General features: G+C 54.4%; 22 protein-coding genes. 10 read left to right on the top strand and 12 right to left on the bottom strand.

Annotation, left to right across the window (positions count from 1 at the left end; genetic code table 11):
- Positions 1–8: 8 nt before the first annotated feature.
- The 8 genes from K9N21_12395 to K9N21_12360 form a co-directional block, all read right to left on the bottom strand.
- On the bottom strand, positions 9–593 hold the full coding sequence (locus tag K9N21_12395; protein MCF8144708.1) for a prepilin-type N-terminal cleavage/methylation domain-containing protein: 585 nt from the start codon (positions 591–593) through the stop codon (positions 9–11).
- Positions 594–604: 11 nt separating this feature from the next.
- Positions 605–1012 (bottom strand): prepilin-type N-terminal cleavage/methylation domain-containing protein, encoded by a 408-nt coding sequence (locus K9N21_12390; protein MCF8144707.1) that lies wholly within the window; start codon positions 1010–1012, stop codon positions 605–607.
- Between the two features lie 12 nt (positions 1013–1024).
- Complete coding sequence (locus tag K9N21_12385; protein ID MCF8144706.1) at positions 1025–1576, bottom strand: GspH/FimT family protein; 552 nt, start codon at positions 1574–1576, stop codon at positions 1025–1027.
- A gap of 73 nt (positions 1577–1649) precedes the next feature.
- Positions 1650–2003: a helix-turn-helix domain-containing protein gene (locus tag K9N21_12380; protein ID MCF8144705.1), complete on the bottom strand. Its 354-nt coding sequence runs from the start codon at positions 2001–2003 to the stop codon at positions 1650–1652.
- Positions 1969–2250: a cytotoxic translational repressor of toxin-antitoxin stability system gene (locus tag K9N21_12375; GenBank protein ID MCF8144704.1), complete on the bottom strand. Its 282-nt coding sequence runs from the start codon at positions 2248–2250 to the stop codon at positions 1969–1971. Before K9N21_12375 ends, K9N21_12380 begins: the two co-directional genes overlap by 35 nt.
- Positions 2251–2279: 29 nt before the next feature.
- A complete protein-coding gene (locus K9N21_12370) occupies positions 2280–2504 on the bottom strand; it encodes a hypothetical protein (GenBank protein MCF8144703.1) in 225 nt (74 codons plus the stop codon).
- Between the two features lie 355 nt (positions 2505–2859).
- A complete protein-coding gene (locus K9N21_12365) occupies positions 2860–3363 on the bottom strand; it encodes a GNAT family N-acetyltransferase (GenBank protein MCF8144702.1) in 504 nt (167 codons plus the stop codon).
- A gap of 3 nt (positions 3364–3366) precedes the next feature.
- Positions 3367–3663, bottom strand: coding sequence for a DUF1778 domain-containing protein (locus K9N21_12360; GenBank protein ID MCF8144701.1), 297 nt, complete (start codon positions 3661–3663; stop codon positions 3367–3369).
- Positions 3664–3959: 296 nt separating this feature from the next.
- On the opposite strand from K9N21_12360, the gene lepB reads away from it, so the two are divergent.
- The gene (gene lepB, locus K9N21_12355; protein ID MCF8144700.1) at positions 3960–4553 is read left to right on the top strand and encodes a signal peptidase I; all 594 of its coding nucleotides are present in this window, start codon (positions 3960–3962) and stop codon (positions 4551–4553) included.
- Between the two features lie 59 nt (positions 4554–4612).
- On the opposite strand, the gene K9N21_12350 is transcribed toward lepB, so the two are convergent.
- Positions 4613–5062, bottom strand: a complete 450-nt coding sequence (locus K9N21_12350) for an NUDIX hydrolase (GenBank protein ID MCF8144699.1) — start codon at positions 5060–5062, stop codon at positions 4613–4615.
- Between the two features lie 342 nt (positions 5063–5404).
- Between K9N21_12350 and nifJ the strand changes: the two genes are divergently transcribed.
- The 6 genes from nifJ to K9N21_12320 all read left to right on the top strand — a co-directional run bounded on the left by nifJ (position 5405) and on the right by K9N21_12320 (position 13589).
- Positions 5405–8959: a pyruvate:ferredoxin (flavodoxin) oxidoreductase gene (gene nifJ / locus K9N21_12345; protein MCF8144698.1), complete on the top strand. Its 3555-nt coding sequence runs from the start codon at positions 5405–5407 to the stop codon at positions 8957–8959.
- 336 nt (positions 8960–9295) lie between these two features.
- Positions 9296–9754: a pyridoxamine 5'-phosphate oxidase family protein gene (locus tag K9N21_12340; protein ID MCF8144697.1), complete on the top strand. Its 459-nt coding sequence runs from the start codon at positions 9296–9298 to the stop codon at positions 9752–9754.
- Between the two features lie 210 nt (positions 9755–9964).
- Positions 9965–11713 (top strand): carbon starvation protein A, encoded by a 1749-nt coding sequence (locus K9N21_12335; protein MCF8144696.1) that lies wholly within the window; start codon positions 9965–9967, stop codon positions 11711–11713.
- Between the two features lie 193 nt (positions 11714–11906).
- A complete protein-coding gene (locus tag K9N21_12330; protein MCF8144695.1) occupies positions 11907–12347 on the top strand; it encodes a hypothetical protein in 441 nt (146 codons plus the stop codon).
- Positions 12348–12380: 33 nt separating this feature from the next.
- Positions 12381–12671, top strand: a complete 291-nt coding sequence (locus K9N21_12325; protein ID MCF8144694.1) for a hypothetical protein — start codon at positions 12381–12383, stop codon at positions 12669–12671.
- A 3-nt stretch (positions 12672–12674) separates the two neighbouring features.
- Entirely contained in the window at positions 12675–13589 is a 915-nt protein-coding gene (locus K9N21_12320) for an ArsA family ATPase (protein MCF8144693.1), read from the top strand.
- Positions 13590–13803: 214 nt separating this feature from the next.
- On the opposite strand, the gene surE is transcribed toward K9N21_12320, so the two are convergent.
- On the bottom strand, positions 13804–14568 hold the full coding sequence (gene surE, locus K9N21_12315; GenBank protein ID MCF8144692.1) for a 5'/3'-nucleotidase SurE: 765 nt from the start codon (positions 14566–14568) through the stop codon (positions 13804–13806).
- A gap of 256 nt (positions 14569–14824) precedes the next feature.
- On the opposite strand from surE, the gene K9N21_12310 reads away from it, so the two are divergent.
- From K9N21_12310 to K9N21_12300, 3 genes are all read left to right on the top strand, one after another.
- A complete protein-coding gene (locus tag K9N21_12310) occupies positions 14825–15661 on the top strand; it encodes a fumarate hydratase (protein ID MCF8144691.1) in 837 nt (278 codons plus the stop codon).
- Between the two features lie 91 nt (positions 15662–15752).
- Positions 15753–16316, top strand: coding sequence for a Fe-S-containing hydro-lyase (locus K9N21_12305; protein MCF8144690.1), 564 nt, complete (start codon positions 15753–15755; stop codon positions 16314–16316).
- Positions 16317–16486: 170 nt separating this feature from the next.
- Positions 16487–17521: a hypothetical protein gene (locus tag K9N21_12300; GenBank protein MCF8144689.1), complete on the top strand. Its 1035-nt coding sequence runs from the start codon at positions 16487–16489 to the stop codon at positions 17519–17521.
- Positions 17522–17939: 418 nt separating this feature from the next.
- Here the strand turns inward: K9N21_12300 and K9N21_12295 are convergent, their stop codons facing one another.
- The gene (locus K9N21_12295) at positions 17940–18515 is read right to left on the bottom strand and encodes a LemA family protein (GenBank protein ID MCF8144688.1); all 576 of its coding nucleotides are present in this window, start codon (positions 18513–18515) and stop codon (positions 17940–17942) included.
- Between the two features lie 217 nt (positions 18516–18732).
- Positions 18733–19467 carry a hypothetical protein gene (locus K9N21_12290; protein ID MCF8144687.1) on the bottom strand — a complete coding sequence of 245 codons (735 nt, stop codon included), beginning with the start codon at positions 19465–19467 and terminating at the stop codon, positions 18733–18735.
- Positions 19468–19500 lie beyond the last annotated feature (33 nt).

Genomic DNA, 19500 nt, shown 5'->3' with positions numbered 1-19500 from the left:
CCTTCCCTTTACAAGTCAAGATTCGGCGGGGTTACATATGAGGTTAAGGTGTAGGTCCTGTAGCCGCTGTTAGCGGAATAGTCGGGGTCCGGCTCAGAGGTCCTCGCGGTGATGATGATCTTAATCTGACGGATATCGGCCGTTGTCGTGGTGGCTGCGCCGTTCATATCGTAGTACTGAAAAGTGAATGCCTGAATATTCTCTGCAAGTGGTTGAGCACCCCCTCCTGTATTGCGACCGATCTGTTTATTCGCGCTGAGGTAGGTGTAGATAATATCTTCATTTGAATCGGATGTATCTCCATCACCATTCAAATCTGCCTGGAGTTCCAACTGTGTCGCACTGTAAGGAATGCCAGCAATAGGTATTTCTGCCGGGTCATAACCCGCCATCTTGACTTCACGAGTGATCATATCCATGGCCGCTCGTGCGTTCTGGATCATCTCGGAAACCTGCTCCTGGACGGCATAGGTCTTACGCTGGCTGACAAAGGCGCTGGAGAGGGCGCCTATAATAACCAGGGCAAGCGCCATGGCGATGAGCAGCTCAATCAGCGTAAATCCTTTTTCTCTACTTTTTTTAGATTTCAGCATCGATATATCTGTCATTGCGCAAGGATGGTTTTGAGTACCACCGAATTATTGTCCGAGTTCCAGTAGGTGGTTACGGTTATTGTTTTCATTCCGGTAGCCGGGGCATTAATCTCTGTTTCAGTCTCTCTCTTAAATTCCGGGTATCCTGTGATAGAATTGTAGCCTTCGGTAGTAGTGGTGTTTGCCGAAGGCATGCTCGAATATCCTAATCTCCTGACATCTTCCATCTTTTCCTGAGCCAGTGTAGTGGCAGTAGTCACTTTTTTGCTGAAACTGTTTCCGTTGATAATGCCGACGGTGAGAGAGGCCATGCCCAGAAGACCGATGGAAAGAATCACAATCGCCACCAGGACCTCGAGGAGGGTGAAGCCGCAGTCCTTGACTTGGTTCATTTGGGTATATGCCTTTTTAACTTTCATCAGATGACCCTATCAATTAATCTTTACCCTACCGGCAATCGAGATTGTAATACTTTTAGAACCCTCGGAATTGACTAAAGTGATAGTTCGATTGGTGGCAGTGCCTCTCGGAGAGAAAACCGGGTCACCGGTGTTGTCCAAATCCAAGTTTACGTCGTGGTATTCATTATGAATATCCTTACTTATGACGTCACCCTCTCCGTCATCCACCGTCCCGTTATTGTCCGCATCATCACATATCCTGTATTGATGGGTATTATCAAAGAAAACTTTTGTCCTCTGGTTTAATTTAACCGCCTTCATCCTCGCGGCCATGAGATCCCCCATCACCATGCGGGCGGCGCCGTTGAGGCGCATGCCCGGGAGCATGGACATGAAGCTCGGAATGGCAATGGCGGCACCGATCGCGATAACGGCGATGACAATCATCATCTCCATCAATGTGAATCCGGCTTGCCGTGAGATATGAGGCGTTATTGCCTTCTTTGATTTGTCGGTTTTCAATGCCATAGCTTCAGCTTTTGGATTCCTCTGAAATGCTTTTCGTTGAAGGTCCGCAGCCAAAGGCCTTCATGGATCGCTATGCTGGCAATAAAGAAGAAACCCTTAATTTCAGCATTTTTTCTTCTGCTCTTTCTCACAGAAATACCCGATAGTCGGAGACCTTTAATGCTTCGGCAAGCTTGCGGGCGCGTTCTTTCCCGATGGCGCGTTTGCCGTTCTCCATTTCACTGATGTGGTGCTGCGGGATGCCGGTCCTCAATGAAAGGTCCTTCTGTGTAAGGTCTTCTCTTGTTCTATAGGCACGCAAAGCGACTTGGCTCTCTTTCCCGAGATATTCAGGGAAAACCTCAGCCACAGAGTATGTGCGATCCTCTTCCGATTCTACGATCCGGGCATACTCTCTTATCCTGTCTGCGTTGCGGCGGCGAACATGGAGCCGCAAGGTGACCATATCATCTGTAAGGCGCTTTTTCGTGACTGCCGGCATAACTGATCTCCACAACCCTGGTTTTTTCTTTGACTTCTCTCCAGACTGCCACATAGGCGGGCTTTCCCTTTTTTAAGTGGCAGTGGTGTTCGTTATTGGGCAGCTTGGAATAGTTGGGCCAGTCACCTCGAACCGGACCAGATGCCTCGATCTCCCGGGCAAGCTGAAACAAGAGGTCCTGTACCCTGCGCGGAAGCTTGTTTTTTTGCTTTCGCGATCCGCTGGTGAATTCTACTGTCCAACCCATATATAAATATCCCTTTTATGGGTATACTGTCAACCTATTGATTGTGTCCCTTTCACGCCACTCTGAACAGCTTTTATGTCATCGTCCGTCCATACATGATCATTGTTAATCAGTCGCTCCAGATTCTCCTTTTTTTCCTTTTTTTCCTTGGTTGATATGGCGATTCTAACAACAGCACCTTCGTGAAACGGCAGATTCTTGAGTTCCAAATAGCCGTTTTTACGTACTGTAGTCTCGAAAATGTGCGTTTCCATCTCAACCTCTTTCGCCGAGTTCTGAGTTAAGGGGAAAGCACCCGTTTGTTGTTCCCAACGAACAGTGCAGCAAGTTCTGTGCCGGGATTAGTGATTTAAGGCTAACTTATTGTATCAAAGGAGGAAAATGATTTCAAGGGACAAGTTGAAGGCAGGAGGGGTGTAATAAATTCATAGGGTTTGGGGGGCAGGTGTAAACAAATCTTACAGCATGGGCGGGGCGGCTCGAAGCTCAAAGCTGAAAGGAGGTATTATTCTTGGAGCTGCCCCGATGAGACCCCAGTGGGCCGCAAGCCCGAACTGGTTGGCGTCGGTCTTCAAAATGGTGTCATCCGGTTGCGCAAGAAACCGCTATTCAGGGACTTGGGAATAATCTGCGTGCATCTTTGAGGAGGAGGAGGAGTTGATTTTCCCGAAGCGGGGAGGAAGCGAAACCAAAACGCCGGTAGAATCGGGATGCCTCGTCGTCAAGGGGGTGGGTCAGCAGAGCTCGTATCCCGGCCTGTTCGGCAATCCGCAGTGTGCGCCCGATGGCATCCTGGAGGAGCCCTCTTCCAATACCGTGACCCTGATGGCTGAGAGACACGGCAAGCCTAACGAGAATCACGACAGGAATAGGGTAATTTCCCATACCCTTCCGGATACGCTCGGGGGCATACAGGGTGGCCACTTCTCCGACCGTCAGGCTGTAGTATCCTACAACGTGGCGATCCTCAGTTACGACAAAGGTCCTGGCTGAACCAGCGGATTGAGCTTGGAAGGCGTGCCGCATGAGCCAACCGTTCATACCCGACTTGCCGCAGTCGAAGGAGTCGAGAAGATGCCCTTTGTGAAGAGGCTCGGGACCGATCAGCGTCATAGCCTATCCCAGCCAAGGGGCGGGTTTCGACAACAGGTCCTCTAAACCGGTGTTGGGCTGCGGCGGACGATCCAGCAACCCCAAAAACTCCTGATATGTCTTCCCCGATACCATGAAGATGCGCTGATCCAGAAGGGCCTGTTCAGCGGCCTGACAGGCGCTGTCTATGACAAACTCCGTCACGGACTTGCGGGAAATTTCTGCCGCTAAACGCAGCACAGCCTCTTGTTCCGGCGTGGCCCGGAGCCCGATTCGAGAGGATTTTGAAACGTTTTTTCGGACCGGCTTTGTCGCAGCCATGACTGACCTCCTTGTTTTTGGATTTATCCCATGTTAGTACATTCGACAAACGATTTCAAGCCATTTTGGGGGAATCCAGCAATTCTCGTTAGACGCTGAATCCCTGATTCCTCAATCCTCAATTCCGGAATTCCGCGGCTCCGAAGCCGGCGAATATTCTGCCGGCAAGACGCCGGCGTGCGAATAATCTCAAATATCCCTTTACAAACCCGAAGGTTAAAGATTAAATTCCGATAAAAAATTTCAGGGGGCTTTATTGACACGTGAATGCGACAAAAAAAAGTGATGCAAAGGGCATGGTGAAGAAAAAAAGCACCTTTCGAGAATATGCCGAGGCAGCGGTCATTGCTATTATCCTCGCCCTTTTTATCCGCACCTTTGTGGTGCAGGCCTTCAAGATCCCCTCCGGCTCCATGGAGCCGACCCTTCTGGTAGGGGATCATATCCTCGTCAACAAGTTTCTGTACGGCGTCAAGATCCCGTTCATCAACAAGACCCTGATCCCGGTCAGCGAACCCGAGCATGATGATGTGATCGTTTTCATATATCCGGTGGATCGGAGCAAGGATTTTATCAAGCGGGTCATCGGCCTCCCCGGCGATGAAATCAGAATAGTGGACAGCGCCATCTATTTGAATGGAGAGCCTTATAAAGACGCGCACGGATATTATTCGGATCAGGGAAAAAGTTATATCAACAAGGGGGCGAAGAACCAGTTCGGACCTGTCACGGTTCCCGAGGATCACCTCTTCGTCATGGGCGACAACCGCAATCACAGCTACGACAGCAGGTTCTGGGGATTTGTCCCCATGAAAGATGTCAAGGGGAAGGCCTTTATCATCTACTGGTCATGGCCCCACTGGAAACGGTTTCTGCATATCATTGATTGAGGCACATTGAGCAGGGAGCTTGGGGCAGGGAGCAGGGGGTATCCATTATCCAGCATCCGCTATCCGGCGCCCCGTATCCGATTCCTCCAGGCTGTTTCAGCGGTTCGAACGGTCAGCAACAGTTCCGGGTCGAGCCCAAATCCATCAAGTTGATCCAGGGGGATCTTGCGAACTTCGCTCACATCCGATGCAGGGGTCGGCCGGCCGCGGGTGATCCATCCCCAATAATCCACCACCACATAATGGTACCGGATCCGGCCTTCCGGATCTCGAAAGATCTTGTCAAAGACGCCCGCCAGCCCGCCGACGGCCATGGAGATGGAGAGTTCTTCCCGCAGTTCCCTTGCCAGCGCCTCCAGATGGGCTTCCCCCAATTCCACCAGCCCGCCAGGGAGGCTCCACAACCCCCTGGACGGCTCCTGATTCCGCCGGGCCAACCAGACGGATGCGTCATCAAATACCACCGCCGCTACCCCGACGAGTGGATGCTCCGGATATTCTCTTTTCATTTCAATCTCTTTAGATCTTGACAAGATCGAGGCATATCTTTAGACTGACTATTTTCGAGGTTTTTTTTCAGGCTCGGAGGTTCACGGATACACGCCCATAACAATGGGGGCGTCTCCTCCGGGGACGAAAACCTCCTTGTGAGCGGCGGCCCCTCATCCATCCACGGAGGATCGCGTGAAAGCCTCTCTCAAAGGAAAATGAGTATGGGAACAAGGGGCTGTCCTCCATCCGGTACCCGGTTTCCCGAGTGTTCGCTTGATATCGCAATTACGGGGAAAAGTAAACCTTCTCCCCGAACCGTCTCCAGCCAAAAATGACATGGACAGAAAGGAATCCAGACAATGAGCGAAAAAAAGACGATTGAAGGGAACGAAGCCGCATCTCACGTGGCCTATGCCATGAGCGATGTGGCGGCCATTTATCCCATCACCCCCTCCAGCAGCATGGGGGAGTATGCAGACGAGTGGGCAGCCCATGGCCGCAAGAACATCTTCGGCCAGACCCTCAAGGTGGTAGAGATGCAATCAGAGGCCGGCGCGGCCGGCGCGGTTCACGGGGCACTTTCAGCCGGGGCCCTGGCCACCACATTCACCGCCTCCCAGGGACTTCTCCTCATGATCCCCAACATGTACAAGATCGCCGGCGAACTCATGCCCGCGGTCTTCCATGTATCGGCCAGGACCATCGCCACCCATGCCCTCTCCATCTTCGGCGATCACTCGGACATCAACGCGGTGCGTCAGACCGGCTATTCCATGATCGCCTCTGCCTCGGTGCAGGAAAACATGGACCTGGCCCTGGTAACTCATCTGGCGGCCATTCGGAGCGGTATGCCGTTCATCCACTTCTTTGATGGGTTTCGGACATCCAATGAGATCCAGAAGATCGAGCTGATCGACTACGACGACATGGCCTCTCTGGTGGACTGGGATGCCATCGAAGATTTCAGGAGCCGGGCCATGAATCCTGAATACCCGCAACTGCGGGGCACTGCCCAGAATCCGGACATCTTTTTCCAGAACCGGGAGGCTGCAAACTCCTTTTATGAACCGATTCCGGACATTGTCCAGGAAGAGATGAAAAAGGTGGGGGACCTGGTGGGCCGGCAGTACCATATCTTTGACTATGTCGGCGACCCCGAGGCCGACCGGGTCATCGTCTCCATGGCTTCCAGTTGCGATACGATCGAAGAAACGGTCAACTACCTGATAGGAGCGGGGGAACGGGTCGGCCTCGTCAAGGTACGTCTCTATACCCCCTTTTCAGCAGACTATTTTCTGAGGGCACTCCCTGCCACGGCCCGGGCCATTGCGGTCCTCGACCGGACCAAGTCCCCGGGGGCCATCGGCGAACCGCTCTATCGGGATGTCTGCACCCTGTTTCACGAACGGGGCAACGCCCCTGTGATCGCAGGAGGGAGATACGGGCTCGGGAGCAAGGATTTCACCCCCACCATGGTCAAGGCTGTTTTCGACAATCTCAAGTCCAGGGCCCCCAAGAATCACTTCACCGTGGGCATTGTGGATGATGTGACGTACACCTCCCTCGATCTGGGCGAGGAGATCGATCCCTCTCCCGAGGGGACTGTCCGGTGCAAATTCTGGGGCCTGGGAGCGGACGGCACAGTGGGGGCCAACAAGAACTCCATCAAGATCATCGGTGAAAACACGGATATGTTCGCCCAGGCCTATTTTGCCTACGATGCCAAAAAATCGGGGGGGATTACCATGTCGCACCTGAGGTTTTCCCCCCACCGGATCCAGTCACCCTACCTCCTGACCCGGTCCGATTTTATTGCGTGCCACAACCCGTCATTTGTCAACCAGTATGACATACTGGACGGGATACGGAAAGGCGGGGCATTCCTCCTCAACTCCCCCTGGACCGCCGAAGAGATGGAGACCCGGCTCCCGGACCACATGAAACGGACGATCCGGCAGAAGGAACTCGATTTTTACAACATCGACGCGGTCAAAATCGCCGAAGAACTCGGTTTAGGGGGTCGCATCAACATGATCATGCAGGCGGCCTTCTTCAAGATCGCCAACATCATCCCGGCCGAGCAGGCCCTCGATTATGTCAAGGCGGCCATTAAAAAGACCTACGGCAAGAAAGGCGACAAGGTGGTCCGCATGAACGTCGACGCCGTTGACAAGACCCTGGCCGCCCTCCAGAAGATCGATGTTCCGGAGGCCTGGGCCACGGCCGGACACGAGGCCTATATGGAAAAAGACGAGCCCGAGTTTGTGAAAGAGGTCATGCGGCCCATGCTGGCCCAGCAGGGGGACAGCCTCCCGGTGAGCGCCATGCCTCCGGACGGTATTTTCCCCACGTCCACTACCCGCTATGAAAAGCGGGGCATCGCCATCCATGTGCCGGAGTGGCAGCCCGAACACTGTATTCAGTGCAACCAGTGCGCCTTTGTCTGCCCCCACGCGGTCATCCGTCCGGTACTGGCGCATGAAGAAGATCTCAAAGACGCCCCTGCCGACTTTATTACCCTCGAGGCCAAGGGAAAGGAACTGAAGGGGTTGCGGTTCCGCGTCCAGATCAGCCCCCTTGACTGCACCGGGTGCGGCAACTGCGCCCAGGTGTGCCCGTCCAAGCAGAAGGCCCTTATCATGAAGCCGCTGGGCACACAAAAGGACATGCAGGTTCCTAATCATGCCTTTTCCACAAGTCTCCCCGTACTGGACGACGTGATGCCGGCGACTTCGGTAAAGGGCTCCCAGTTCAGGCAGCCCCTGTTTGAATTTTCAGGGGCCTGTCCGGGATGCGGCGAGACCTCTTATATCAAGCTGGTCACCCAGCTATACGGCGACCGTATGATAATTGCCAATGCCACCGGGTGTTCGTCCATCTATGGCGGGTCGGCCCCGGTCTGCCCGTATACGGTCAATGCGGAGGGGTATGGACCGGCATGGGCCAATTCCCTGTTCGAGGACAATGCCGAGTATGGATTCGGCATGGAACTGGCGGTCAGCCAGCGACGGGGGAAACTGGCCGACCTGGTGCGCGAGGCCACGGCAGAGGAGGATATCTCAGACGAGCTTCGTGATGCCATGCAGGACTGGCTCGACAATATGGAGGACGGCGACGCATCCAGGGAGACGGGGAACAGACTGGTGGATGCCATCGAATCGGAAATGAGAGAGGCCGGGGAGGAGGTTAATCCGCTGCTCCTGGAGATTCTTGGCAGGAGAGACTACCTCACCAAGAAGTCGATCTGGATCATCGGCGGGGACGGTTGGGCCTATGATATCGGTTACGGCGGACTCGATCATGTGATCGCTTCGGGCCGCGACGTCAATATCCTGGTGCTGGACACAGAGGTCTATTCCAACACCGGGGGCCAGTCTTCCAAGTCAACCCCCACCGGGGCCGTGGCCAAATTCGCAGCCAGCGGCAAAGCCACCCGGAAAAAGGATCTGGGCCAGATGGCCATGACCTACGGATACGTCTACGTGGCATCGGTGGCCATGGGAGCCAACAAGAACCAGCTCCTGAAGGCGGTGCGGGAAGCGGAAAGCTATCACGGCCCCTCCCTCATCATCGCCTATGCCCCCTGCATCAACCATGGCATCAATATGGGCCTCAGTCAGGAAGAGGAGAAGCGGGCCGTGGAGGCGGGATACTGGATCCTGTACCGGTTTGATCCCAGGCTCAAGGAAGAAGGCAAAAACCCCCTGGTCCTGGATTCCAAGGAACCCACCGGCGATTTCAGGGAGTTCCTTATGGGCGAGGTGCGCTACTCCTCCCTGACCCGGACCTTTCCTGAACATGCCGACACCCTCTTTAAGAAGGCCGAGACCGACATGCGGGAGAGGTACGCGGCCTATAAACGGATGGCATCGGAGGGCACTGAAACAAAAAGCGCTGCCGGATCCGAGGGATAGGGCGGCATTGGCAAAATCATTTGGGACAAAATAATTAGCAGTGCCTGAACGAAAATCCTGTTCAGGCACAATTGCGAATTGAGGAATTGAGGAATTCGGGATTGAACGAATAAATTTAAGCTCAATAGAGCTGACCATTTATTTGCGCTTACTCGAATTTAAGAGTTTTTCGTTCGGGTACTAAATGATGACCATAGAACGTTTCAGGTGAGAAAAGGGCCTCTTTTTCAGGGGCCTTTTTCTGTTGGTTTGCCCGGGGGACTACCCCTTCGTGACGTTGCGCCTTTGTGTGAGGGATATTTTTGCTTCCGGTTTGTCCGGGTCAGGATGAAGAAGATGGAAAGAAAGGAAAAGGAAATCAAAGACAGCGCGGAAATAGCGGCGGTCATTCGAAAGGCGGATATCTGCAGGCTCGCGCTCTCGGTGGACAACCGGCCCTATATCGTCCCCCTTAATTTCGGGTTTGATGGGGATTGCCTCTATTTCCATACGGCACAGGCCGGCAAGAAGATTGACATGATCAGACAGAACGCCGCGGTCTGTTTTGAGCTGGAGGCGGGCTGTGGCCTGGTCCGCGCGGAAACCCCCTGCGACTGGTCCATGACGTACCAGAGCGTTGTGGGATATGGAACCGCATCCCTGTTGAAGGGAGCGGAGGAAAAAAGACGGGCACTGGATGTCATCATGGAACATTATTCAGGGCGACCGGGGCAATATCCCGATCGCCTGGTGGATCGACTCGCCATCATCCGGGTAACCATCCAAAGCATGACCGGTAAACGGTCGGGGAATTGATCCGCCCCCTCGGGCACTTCAAAAAAATAAGGAACCCTTTCAAATCCTTACCGGACCTTACCCCCATCCCAACCCCACGAGTTGGGTCCATCCCCCCGCACCCCGGACGGCCAAATTTTCCTTGACACCAAAGATTTGTTGAAATACCTTCGTTCGAAAGAGCGTGTTCTTATCACCAACGGCTAACCTTTTACAAAGGGAGGAGGGAACATGGGTGCTTTAACGATCATGATATTGTCATTTGCAGGTTACATTATTATGTACCATTTGTACGGCCGGTTTATTGGCCGGAGAATCTTTCAGCTTTCAGGGGCCTGCAAAACACCTTCCTGTGAATATGAGGACGGCATCGACTTCGTCCCAACGAAAAAGGAGATCATTTTCGGTCACCACTTTACCTCCATTGCGGGTACCGGCCCGATTGTCGGGCCTGCAATCGCCATTATCTGGGGCTGGCTCCCGGCCCTGTTGTGGGTTTTCATCGGCAGTATCATCATGGGCGCCGTCCATGATTTCGGGGCGCTCATCATTTCCATGCGAAACCAGGGGAAATCCATCTCCGAATACACCGCCAAGTACATCAACAACCGCACCAAGATCTTCTTCTTCCTTATCGTGTTTTTGGAACTGTGGATTGTCGTCGCCATCTTCGGACTGGTGATCGCCATCGTGTTCAACATTTACCCCCAATCGGTCCTGGCGGTCTGGGTCGAAGTTCCCATCGCCATCTACCTGGGCTACCTTATTTATAAAAAAGGCAAGAACCCTCTGCTCTGGTCCATCTTCGCCCTGGCCTTGATGTACATCTGTGTCTTCCTCGGGCCCTGGGCCCAGTTCAAGATGCCCACCATTGCGGGGATTCCGCCCACCGGTATCTGGACCATCATTCTGCTCGCGTATGCCTTTATCGCATCCACCCTGCCGGTAACCACCCTGCTTCAGCCCCGGGACTTCATCAACTCCCACCAGCTGGTCGTGGCCATGGCGTTGCTGGTCCTGGGGGTCCTGGTCTCCGCCTTTGGCGGCAGACTTGATATCGTGGCGCCGGCCGTCCAGATGTCGCCGGCCAAAGCGCCCTCCATGTGGCCGTTCCTGTTCATCACCATCGCCTGCGGCGCCATCTCCGGATTTCACTCCCTGGTGTCATCCGGGACCTCGTCCAAACAGGTGCGGGATGAAAACGATTCCCTGTTCGTGGGATATGGTTCCATGCTCATGGAAGGGGCACTGGCCACCCTGGTGATCATCGCGGTGGCCGCCGGCATCGGCATGGGGTACACGCCCAAGGGAGGGGGCGGAACCCTGACCGGCGTTGCTGCATGGACCACCCATTATTCCTCCTGGGCCGCAGCAGCGGGCCTGGGCTCCAAAATCACCGCTTTTGTGGACGGGTCCGCCAACATGATCGTGGCCATGGGCATTCCGAAAGTCTTTGCATTGGCCATCATGGGGGTATTCGTGGCCTCCTTTGCGGGAACCACCCTGGATACGGCCACCCGGATCCAACGGTACGTCATTGCCGAGCTTGCCGGGGATTTGAGGCTCAACTTCTTGACAGGCCGGTATATGGCCACCTCAATCGCGGTAGGAAGCGCCCTGATCCTCGCCTTTACTGCGGGTGCCAGTGGATCGGGGGCATTGAAACTGTGGCCGCTGTTTGGAGCCGTCAATCAAACCCTGGCGGCCCTTGCCCTGGTCATCATCACCCTCTATCTGGAAAAACAGGGCGGCCTGAAGTGGCTGATTGCCGGAATCCCCGCCGTGTTCATGGCGATTATGACCATCTGGGCCGTTATCATCAACCAGGTACAATTTGGTGTAGACCAAAATATATTGCTGCAAGTGATCAATGTCGTCATTCTCTTCATCGCCATCTGGATCGTTGTGGAGGGCGTGATCAAATTTTTCCGAATGCTCGGAAAACCACCTGAACAACCAGAAACCGTACCGGCGGCGTAACGACGCGGCGGAGGTACCGTCTGGAGGCGGTACCTCCGCCATTTCATCCCGCCTGCCGAAGCCGGGGGTTCGAGGTCCCTTCGAGCCCTCCCGGACGGGCGAAGGTTTGCGGGCAGAGGGTTTTCAACACCCTGCCCAGACGATCCGCCCCCTTTCTCCCAGCCGAGCATTCCAGCGCGGGACGGATTGAGATATGGCAAACCAACTCAGGCGAAACTATTTTTTTGTCCTCTTGCCCGCGGTACTGGCCCTGGCCGTGCTGTACGCGATTAAGACACTCGACGTGGTATCCGGGACCCCGATCCATCCGGTGGGCGGCCTGTCGTTCCTGGCCCCGGTTGTCTTTGTATTGTCTGTGATCTTTGCAATTGCCTTACCCATTTTCTACCGTTCCCTCTTCGCCCACAGGATGCGGGACGAAAAGACCGTGTCTGAAAAAGAGCTGTTGAAATTCGAACGGACGCTCATTCACATCTCCCTGGTGACGCCGTATCTGATCCTCCCCGCCTACCTCTTCGAATTTCCCCGCTTCTATTTCGCAGGGACGGTTTTAATGGCTCTGTACGCCGTGTACTACTTCTATCCCTCCGGAAGGCGCATCCAATTCGAGCGCCGCATGTTCAGGGTGAGATGACGATCGCCCGCGTCTTCATTCCATGAGGCTGTCATGATTCGTATTCTGAAAGGCATGAAGGATAAATTCGTCGAGTTTCTGAAAATCTCCGATGAGGTGGCGCGGAGCAACGCTGTTCAGACCATTGAATACGAAGAGGAAGAGCTTGAGAATATCTTCGGTGTCCTGGTGTTGGGCTCCTACGTGGGGATGCCTTCCCCCCCCATGCAGATTTCGCTGGACTTGATGCCTTTCATGGAAAAGGAGCTTATCCTGATGATGGAAAAAGTGGACACCGCAAATCAACCCCTTTCCCACCTCTTCTCGGCCTTTGACATAGGATAAGAAATGAACCGGGCAAAGCATCTGTTTTTCATGGGCAAGGGCGGGGTGGGGAAGTCCACGTCCGCGGCGCTCTTTTCCACCTTCCTGGCCAAAAAGGGATTTCGTGTGGTGGTGGTCTCCCTCGACCCTGCACACAACCAGGCCGACATCTTCGAGCGTCCCCTTTCCGATAAACCGATGGAGGTCGCCCCCAACCTTCTGGCCATTGAAATCGACCAGGATACCTGGATTCGCGCCTACCTGAAGGATGTGTATCATCAGATCAACAGGACCTATTCCTACTTAACCGCCTTCAACCTTGAAAAATATTTCGGGGTCATCAAGCACTCGCCGGGTTTGGAGGAGTACGCGCTCATCCTGGCGTTGGAGCATATTCAAAAGAAATATGCCGAGTGGGACTACCTGATTTTCGACATGCCGCCTACGGCGCTGTCGCTGAAGTTCTTTGCCCTCCCCTCCCTCTCCCTGGTGTGGGTGGAACACCTCTTGTCCCTCCGCCAGGAAATCATTAAAAAGCGAGACCTGATCACCAAAATCAAACTGCTCACAAAGGAATTCGAAAGGGACAAGGTCCTTAACAAGATCGAAGCCCAGCGTGCGCAATATCGGAAGCTGAAGGAAACATTTGAGAACCCCGAGAAGACCCGGGTATATCTGGTGTTGAACCCGGACAAGCTTTCGCATGCAGAATCCCTTCGAATTTTAAACTCCCTCAAGGAAATCAATGTCCCCCTGTATCGAACCGTTTATAACAAGAAACCCGTGAATAACGCATGTGCTCAAATCGATCCCGTCTTTGCCAATATTCCCATGCTCAACTTCCCCTTATCCGACACGCCGCTCATCGGAATGGATGCCTTGCAGCACTATCTCCAAGCGAACCAGGAGGAAATGGAAAACCAGCTGAACCTCTGCTGAATGGCTCCCCGGCCGGCGCCTCCGAAGGATCGCATCGCACATTGTGCGGATGCCCTCCGGCCATCCGTTTCCGCCGGATATGACGAGATTTGGGGGAAAAGCAGAGAAATGAAAGACCGCTGGTGAGCCGGTAAACAATAAGCGGATTCTGGAGGGCAGACAGGGGATCAGCCGGTGGCTCAACAGGTCGGCCTGGGGGGCTTCTTCTGCTGGTTTAGGATGCCCTGGGCAGAGCGAACCGCGCCAGCCTTTTTAATTCACTTTCGCTGGTGAGGTCGTAATGGATTGGGGTGATGGTGATGTGGTTCTGTTTCAGGGCCACGGAATCGTTGTTAGGATTGCCGTTTTCGATGAATGTTTCCCCCATGAGCCAGTAGTAAATATGTCCCCTCGGATCGCTCCGCCGCTCAAACCGCTCCTCGAACCTGGAAGTCCCCTGCCTCGCCAGGACCACGCCCCGGATGTCTTCAGGGGGTACTGCAGGGATGTTCACGTTCAGGGCGGTCCCGTTGCTCAAGTCGCTTTCCATCATGAATCGGATGATCTCCCGGCTGAAACGGGCAGCGAAACTAAAATCCGGATCTTTCAGGGCGGCGATGGAGATGGCTGCGGACCTGATGCCCAGGAACGCCCCTTCGGTGGCCGCGGAAACCGTCCCTGAATAGAGGATGTTGACGCCCACATTGGCCCCCACATTGATGCCGGACAGCACCACGTCCGGGGGGGTGTCCATGAGTTCCTTCACCGCGATCTTGACGCAATCGGCCGGCGTGCCCTTTACCGCATGGCCGAAAAAGCGGCCCTTCTTCCTGACCGCCTGAACCCGGATGGGGAGGGAGAGGGTGATGGCGTGACCTACCGCGCTCATCTCTGTTTCAGGGGCCACGATATGGAGGTCATGCTCCGGCTTCAAGGCATCATAGAGGGCGAGAAGCCCGGGCGCGTGGATTCCGTCGTCGTTGGTCAGAAGGATTTTCATCGGTTTGGAGTTGCCGTCGCATAAGTCCGGGTATCGGTTGTTCCTGCCTCCCTGTGAGACGCCGGGGATCTGCTTCCAACCCGCCGGTCTCCGGGCCGGTTGGAAATCGAAGCGTGAACCCCGCGGCAGAAGGAAACCTCTTCACCCTGACCGAAAATCTAATTTGTTTGCATTTTAAACGATTTTTTTTTATCTTACATGTACTCTATTTATCACGATTTGCCAAAGGAAATTTGAACCCCGATCGGAGGCTTCCATGCGAGAAATACCCGTCCGGACCGTTGTGGATGCGGTCGGAGATGCCTGTATACGGGCCAATATTGAATTGGGCGCCGACGTTGTGGAGGCCCTGGCGCGGGCAGTGGACCATGAAGAATCCGAGGTGGGCAGGGACATCCTCAAAAAGCTCCTGAAAAACGCCCGGATCGCCAAAGCGGAGAAGATCCCCATATGCCAGGATACCGGCGTGGCCGTCCTCTTTGTGGAACTGGGCCAGGAGACGGTGGTGACCGGCGATCTGTACCAGGCCCTTGAAGACGGGGTCCGGAAAGGATACGAGGAAGGATTTCTTCGAAAATCCGTCTGCGATCCCTTTACCCGGAAAAATACCGGCGACAATACCCCCATTATTGTCCATCTGGACCTGGTCCCTGGAGACGGCCTGAAAATCTGGGTGGTTCCCAAGGGCGGGGGGAGCGAAAACATGAGCCGCCTTTTCATGCTCCCGCCTGCTGCCGGATGGGAAGGGGTCAAGGAAAACATCTTGCAGACCGTAATCGAGGCGGGGCCCAATCCCTGCCCGCCGACCATTATCGGCGTGGGCATCGGGGGAAACTTCGAACAATCGGCTATCCTGGCCAAGAGGTCCCTGCTCCGGCCGTTGGGGACCTCCAACCCGGACCCGCGGTTGAATCCGATGGAACAGGAACTCCTTACCGAGATCAACAGGACCGGCATCGGACCCCAGGGTCTGGGCGGAAGGATCACGTCCTTGGCCGTTCATATCCTGATGATGCCCTGTCATATCGCCAGTCTTCCATTGGCTGTCAATATCCAGTGTCACGCCAGCCGCCATGTGGAGATCGTTCTTTGATGCTGGATACTGGATACTGGATACTGGATGCTGGATACCGGGATGGTTTCAGCTTTGCGCTTTCACCTTATCAAAGGCCCACGGAGAAGCCATGGATACGGAATATCACCTGACCACGCCGCTGTCTGTTGAAGACATCGCCCCCCTCAGGGCCGGGGACCGCGTCACCATCACCGGAATCGTTTACACGGCCAGGGATGCGGCCCACCGGAGGCTCCTGGAGCTGATAGACGCGGGAATAGAACTCCCTATTCCGATCAAGGGGCAGGTCATCTATTACGTAGGCCCGTCCCCGGCCCCGCCGGGCCGGGTCATAGGGGCCGCCGGCCCCACCACCAGCTACCGGATGGACCCTTTTGCACCCAGGCTCCTGGAACTGGGTCTCAAGGGGATGATCGGCAAGGGCAAACGTTCAAAAGCGGTCAAGGACGCCATGATACGGCACAAGGCCGTTTACATGGCCGCCATCGGCGGCGCAGGCGCCCTCATGGCAAAGGCCGTCAAGGCGGCCCGGGTCGTGGCCTATGATGAGTTGGGGCCGGAGGCCATTCGGGAACTGAAAGTGGAAAAGCTCCCGGTTGTGGTGGTTAATGACACCCTCGGAAACGACCTCTATCAGGAGGGGCAGGAGAAGTATCGGATATTGGATCCTTGATACTGGATGCTGGGATGTTGGTTTTTCTGACTTCTGACTTCTGACTTCCGACCTCTGGTACTTGATGATGGCTGATACGTTTAACAGCGCAATCCCGCTTTTCGGGCGGGACGCAATTGCTAAATATCCCGCCTCCGGCGGGCCTCAACTGACGTACAGGAGAATATGGCATGGCCAAGAAAACAGGACCCCGCATCTGGTGGTGGATCGTTCCAGCGGTAATAATATTGGCGGGACTCGGATACTATTTGTACACCAGAACCGGCCCGGAGACTGAAAAGACCCTGACAGCCGATGAGCAATATCATGACCGGGAAGGTGGCGTCTCCGGCAGCCCCCGGGAAGGCGGCGGGGCCGCGCCCGTCGACAAAGACGCATCCATGCCCATGCCCAAAGCGCCGGGACAGGCCGAACCTGAAACCTCCGGCAAAGAGGGTGCGGTCCCGGAAACCTTTCCAATTGAAAAGAAAAAAACTTTCGAGTCACCCGAGGTGGCGGCCCAGGGTCCCATGGAAGAACTTTTTGTGAAGGCGGAAAAAGCATCTTCCAGTCCTGAGGCGACGCCGGAAAAGGACGAATATTGTACCCTCATCGATGAGCAGGTAGCGGATTTTTTTGACTCCGTAGACACGGCCGCATATCTCCGACGCTTCAACCTGGAAAAGGACGCCTTTCCATATTTCGCCCAAATCATAAAAAAACTGGAGGCCAAACCGCCCCATCCGGCCGGCGAGGGGATTAATCCGACCACCCTGCTGTCCAATATCTATTTCTTTTCCCGCGCCCTGGACCGGAAGGATCTGCGCGTCATCAAAGAAGTCATTTCCAACGAGAGCGACACCATGGAGTTCAATCTGGAGACCTTCTACCGGTGGCTCATGTTGGGGAAGGACTGCCCCAACCCCGGTGACGTTCGCCCGCCATTTGACATTACCTACCGATATGCGGGATTTTTTCTGAATACTACCGGAGGAAGGGCCTATCTGTTCCGACGCCCGTTACGCTTGAGGCTTCTGATAAGCTACTATTGTGTTCTCATTGTTTACCAGGCAGACAGGCTTGGCAAAAACAGCTATGGGCTCAATGTGTTTCCTTATATTCAGCCACTGAAAGATGAACTGGCGCACCATCCCGAACTCGAATTCCAAAACCGATATATCAATACGTTGAACAGGATTGAAAATTATTATCTCCAAAGACGCTGATACGCGCCTCGCCTGATCCCATTCGTGGCGTCCGTGTGACCTTTAGAATCTTTGGTTGTGGCTTCTCTCCACCCTGCGGAGAAGTCGGTGCCATATCGGTAAGAGCGTGGGGGTCTCTTTCTCCCGCCCAAGGGCGGGACATTAAAATGGGACCATAACGCTCGGCGACCGCCCCGGGGCGTTGAATACCTTTTTGGAAAGGCAGCAAGAACGACCGTCATATGAAAGCCTGTTCTTGGGGCTGTAACGAACCGCAGTTTAAAGCTCTGCTGCCGTTCCCACGAGCTGTTGTAGGTTTTTGTCCCGCCTCCTGGGCGGGAGAAAGAGACCCCCACGCGCGCTCAAAAATTGACCGGATTTGCACCAATACTCTTTGGGTTGCGGCCGTTAGGCCACCTTAGGGGAACCGGGTTCAGTCTTAAAATTTGACTTTTGGCGCCTCCTGCCGCTCCTTCGGGACCTCAAAAAAAGTCGCCTTTTCAAACCCGAACATGCCTGCGATGATATTTGTGGGAAAATGCCGTATGGTGATGTTATAGGTCTTGACCGCCTCATTGAACCGCATGCGCTCAACAGCGATACGGTTTTCCGTCCCGGCCAGTTCATCCTGCAGACGGATAAAATTGGTATTGGCCTTGAGCTCCGGATATCGTTCCACCACCACCAGCAACCGGCTGAGCGCAGACGATAATTGATTATTGGCCTCGATCTTTTCGTTGACCGTATCCGCGCTTCCCACCTTGGCGCGCGCCTCAGTGACCTTTAGCAGCACCTCTTTCTCGTGGCCGGCATAGCCCTTGACGGTTTCCACGTAATTGGGAATCAGATCGTAACGCCGCTGAAGCTGGTTTTCCACCTGGGCCCATGCCGCCTTGACGCCTTCATCCAGGCTCACCAGCCTGTTGTAGGTCCCTTTCATATAGGAATACATTCCTATGACAATGACCAGTAGAACGCCCAAAACAATGACCAGGCTTTTCAATCCCTTGCCCATGATATCCTCCGAATAGGGATAAACCGCAAAAGTGCCTAAACAATTCCTCAATTGCTTAATTTTGATGGTCCCGCAAAAAGTCGAAAATGCCCCTTTTCCGTCATTCCGGCGAAAGCCGGAAACCAGTGTTCTCAAGCGCTTATGAAACCCGTGGACCCCGTTTTTCAACGGGGTGACGAGTTTTTACGAATGCATCAATTTTGAATTCCGATAAGGGCTATTCCTGATTAAAGGAATCTATGATATTGGAAAGCCTCTGCATTTCCCTGAGACAGCCTTTAAACAGCACAACCATCTCATCATCCCGAAGCCCGGATCGACCTTCCCGAATATCGAGGATCCCTTCAAACACGCTCCCCTCCATCGCAAACGTCGCTGCTGCGGCCCGGATAATCTCCCGCTTGGTAGCGGGGAGGGCAATTCCCCTGAGGTGAAGCAGGGCTTCAAAGATGGCGACCAGGGCCGGGAGGGCCTCCCTGATCACGGATTTCAAGGCCTTTGCCTTTCCGCCGCTTTCCATGAAGGCCTCCCGCAGGAGGAGGAGCTTCCCCTTGATCTCCCGCTCACACTGGAGCCGGAGGAATTCCGGTTTGAATTCAAGGGTGTTGAGGATCTCCTTACCAAAAACCTGTACATGATTGCGCTGGAAACCGAGATATTCCATGGGGAATACATCCAGAGAGCTTCTTACATACGCTTCTGTCAAAAAGAGAGGAAGGGCCACGCCCCGTTTGCGCCATTTGTCCACCACCCCGAATGAACGGTCAATGTGCTCGATGCCATTTTCCGTCAGCGTCACCATGAAATTGATATCCGATGATCCGGGCTGAAAATCCTGACCCGCTGCACTCCCGTAGAGAATAATGCTGACAAGATCCTCCCCGAAAAGGCCCTTGTAGTCAGCCGTCACCTCCGAAAATATGGTTTTTGGATCTTGAATATGCCTTCCCATGTCTGCTCCTCCGGGCCATGTCGTGCCGATCTG

The organism is Deltaproteobacteria bacterium, from assembly GCA_021737785.1.
Taxonomy (GTDB): domain Bacteria; phylum Desulfobacterota; class DSM-4660; order Desulfatiglandales; family Desulfatiglandaceae; genus AUK324.
The sequence above is the reverse complement of the archived record's forward strand: the minus strand, read 5'-3'. Positions and strand labels throughout refer to the sequence as shown.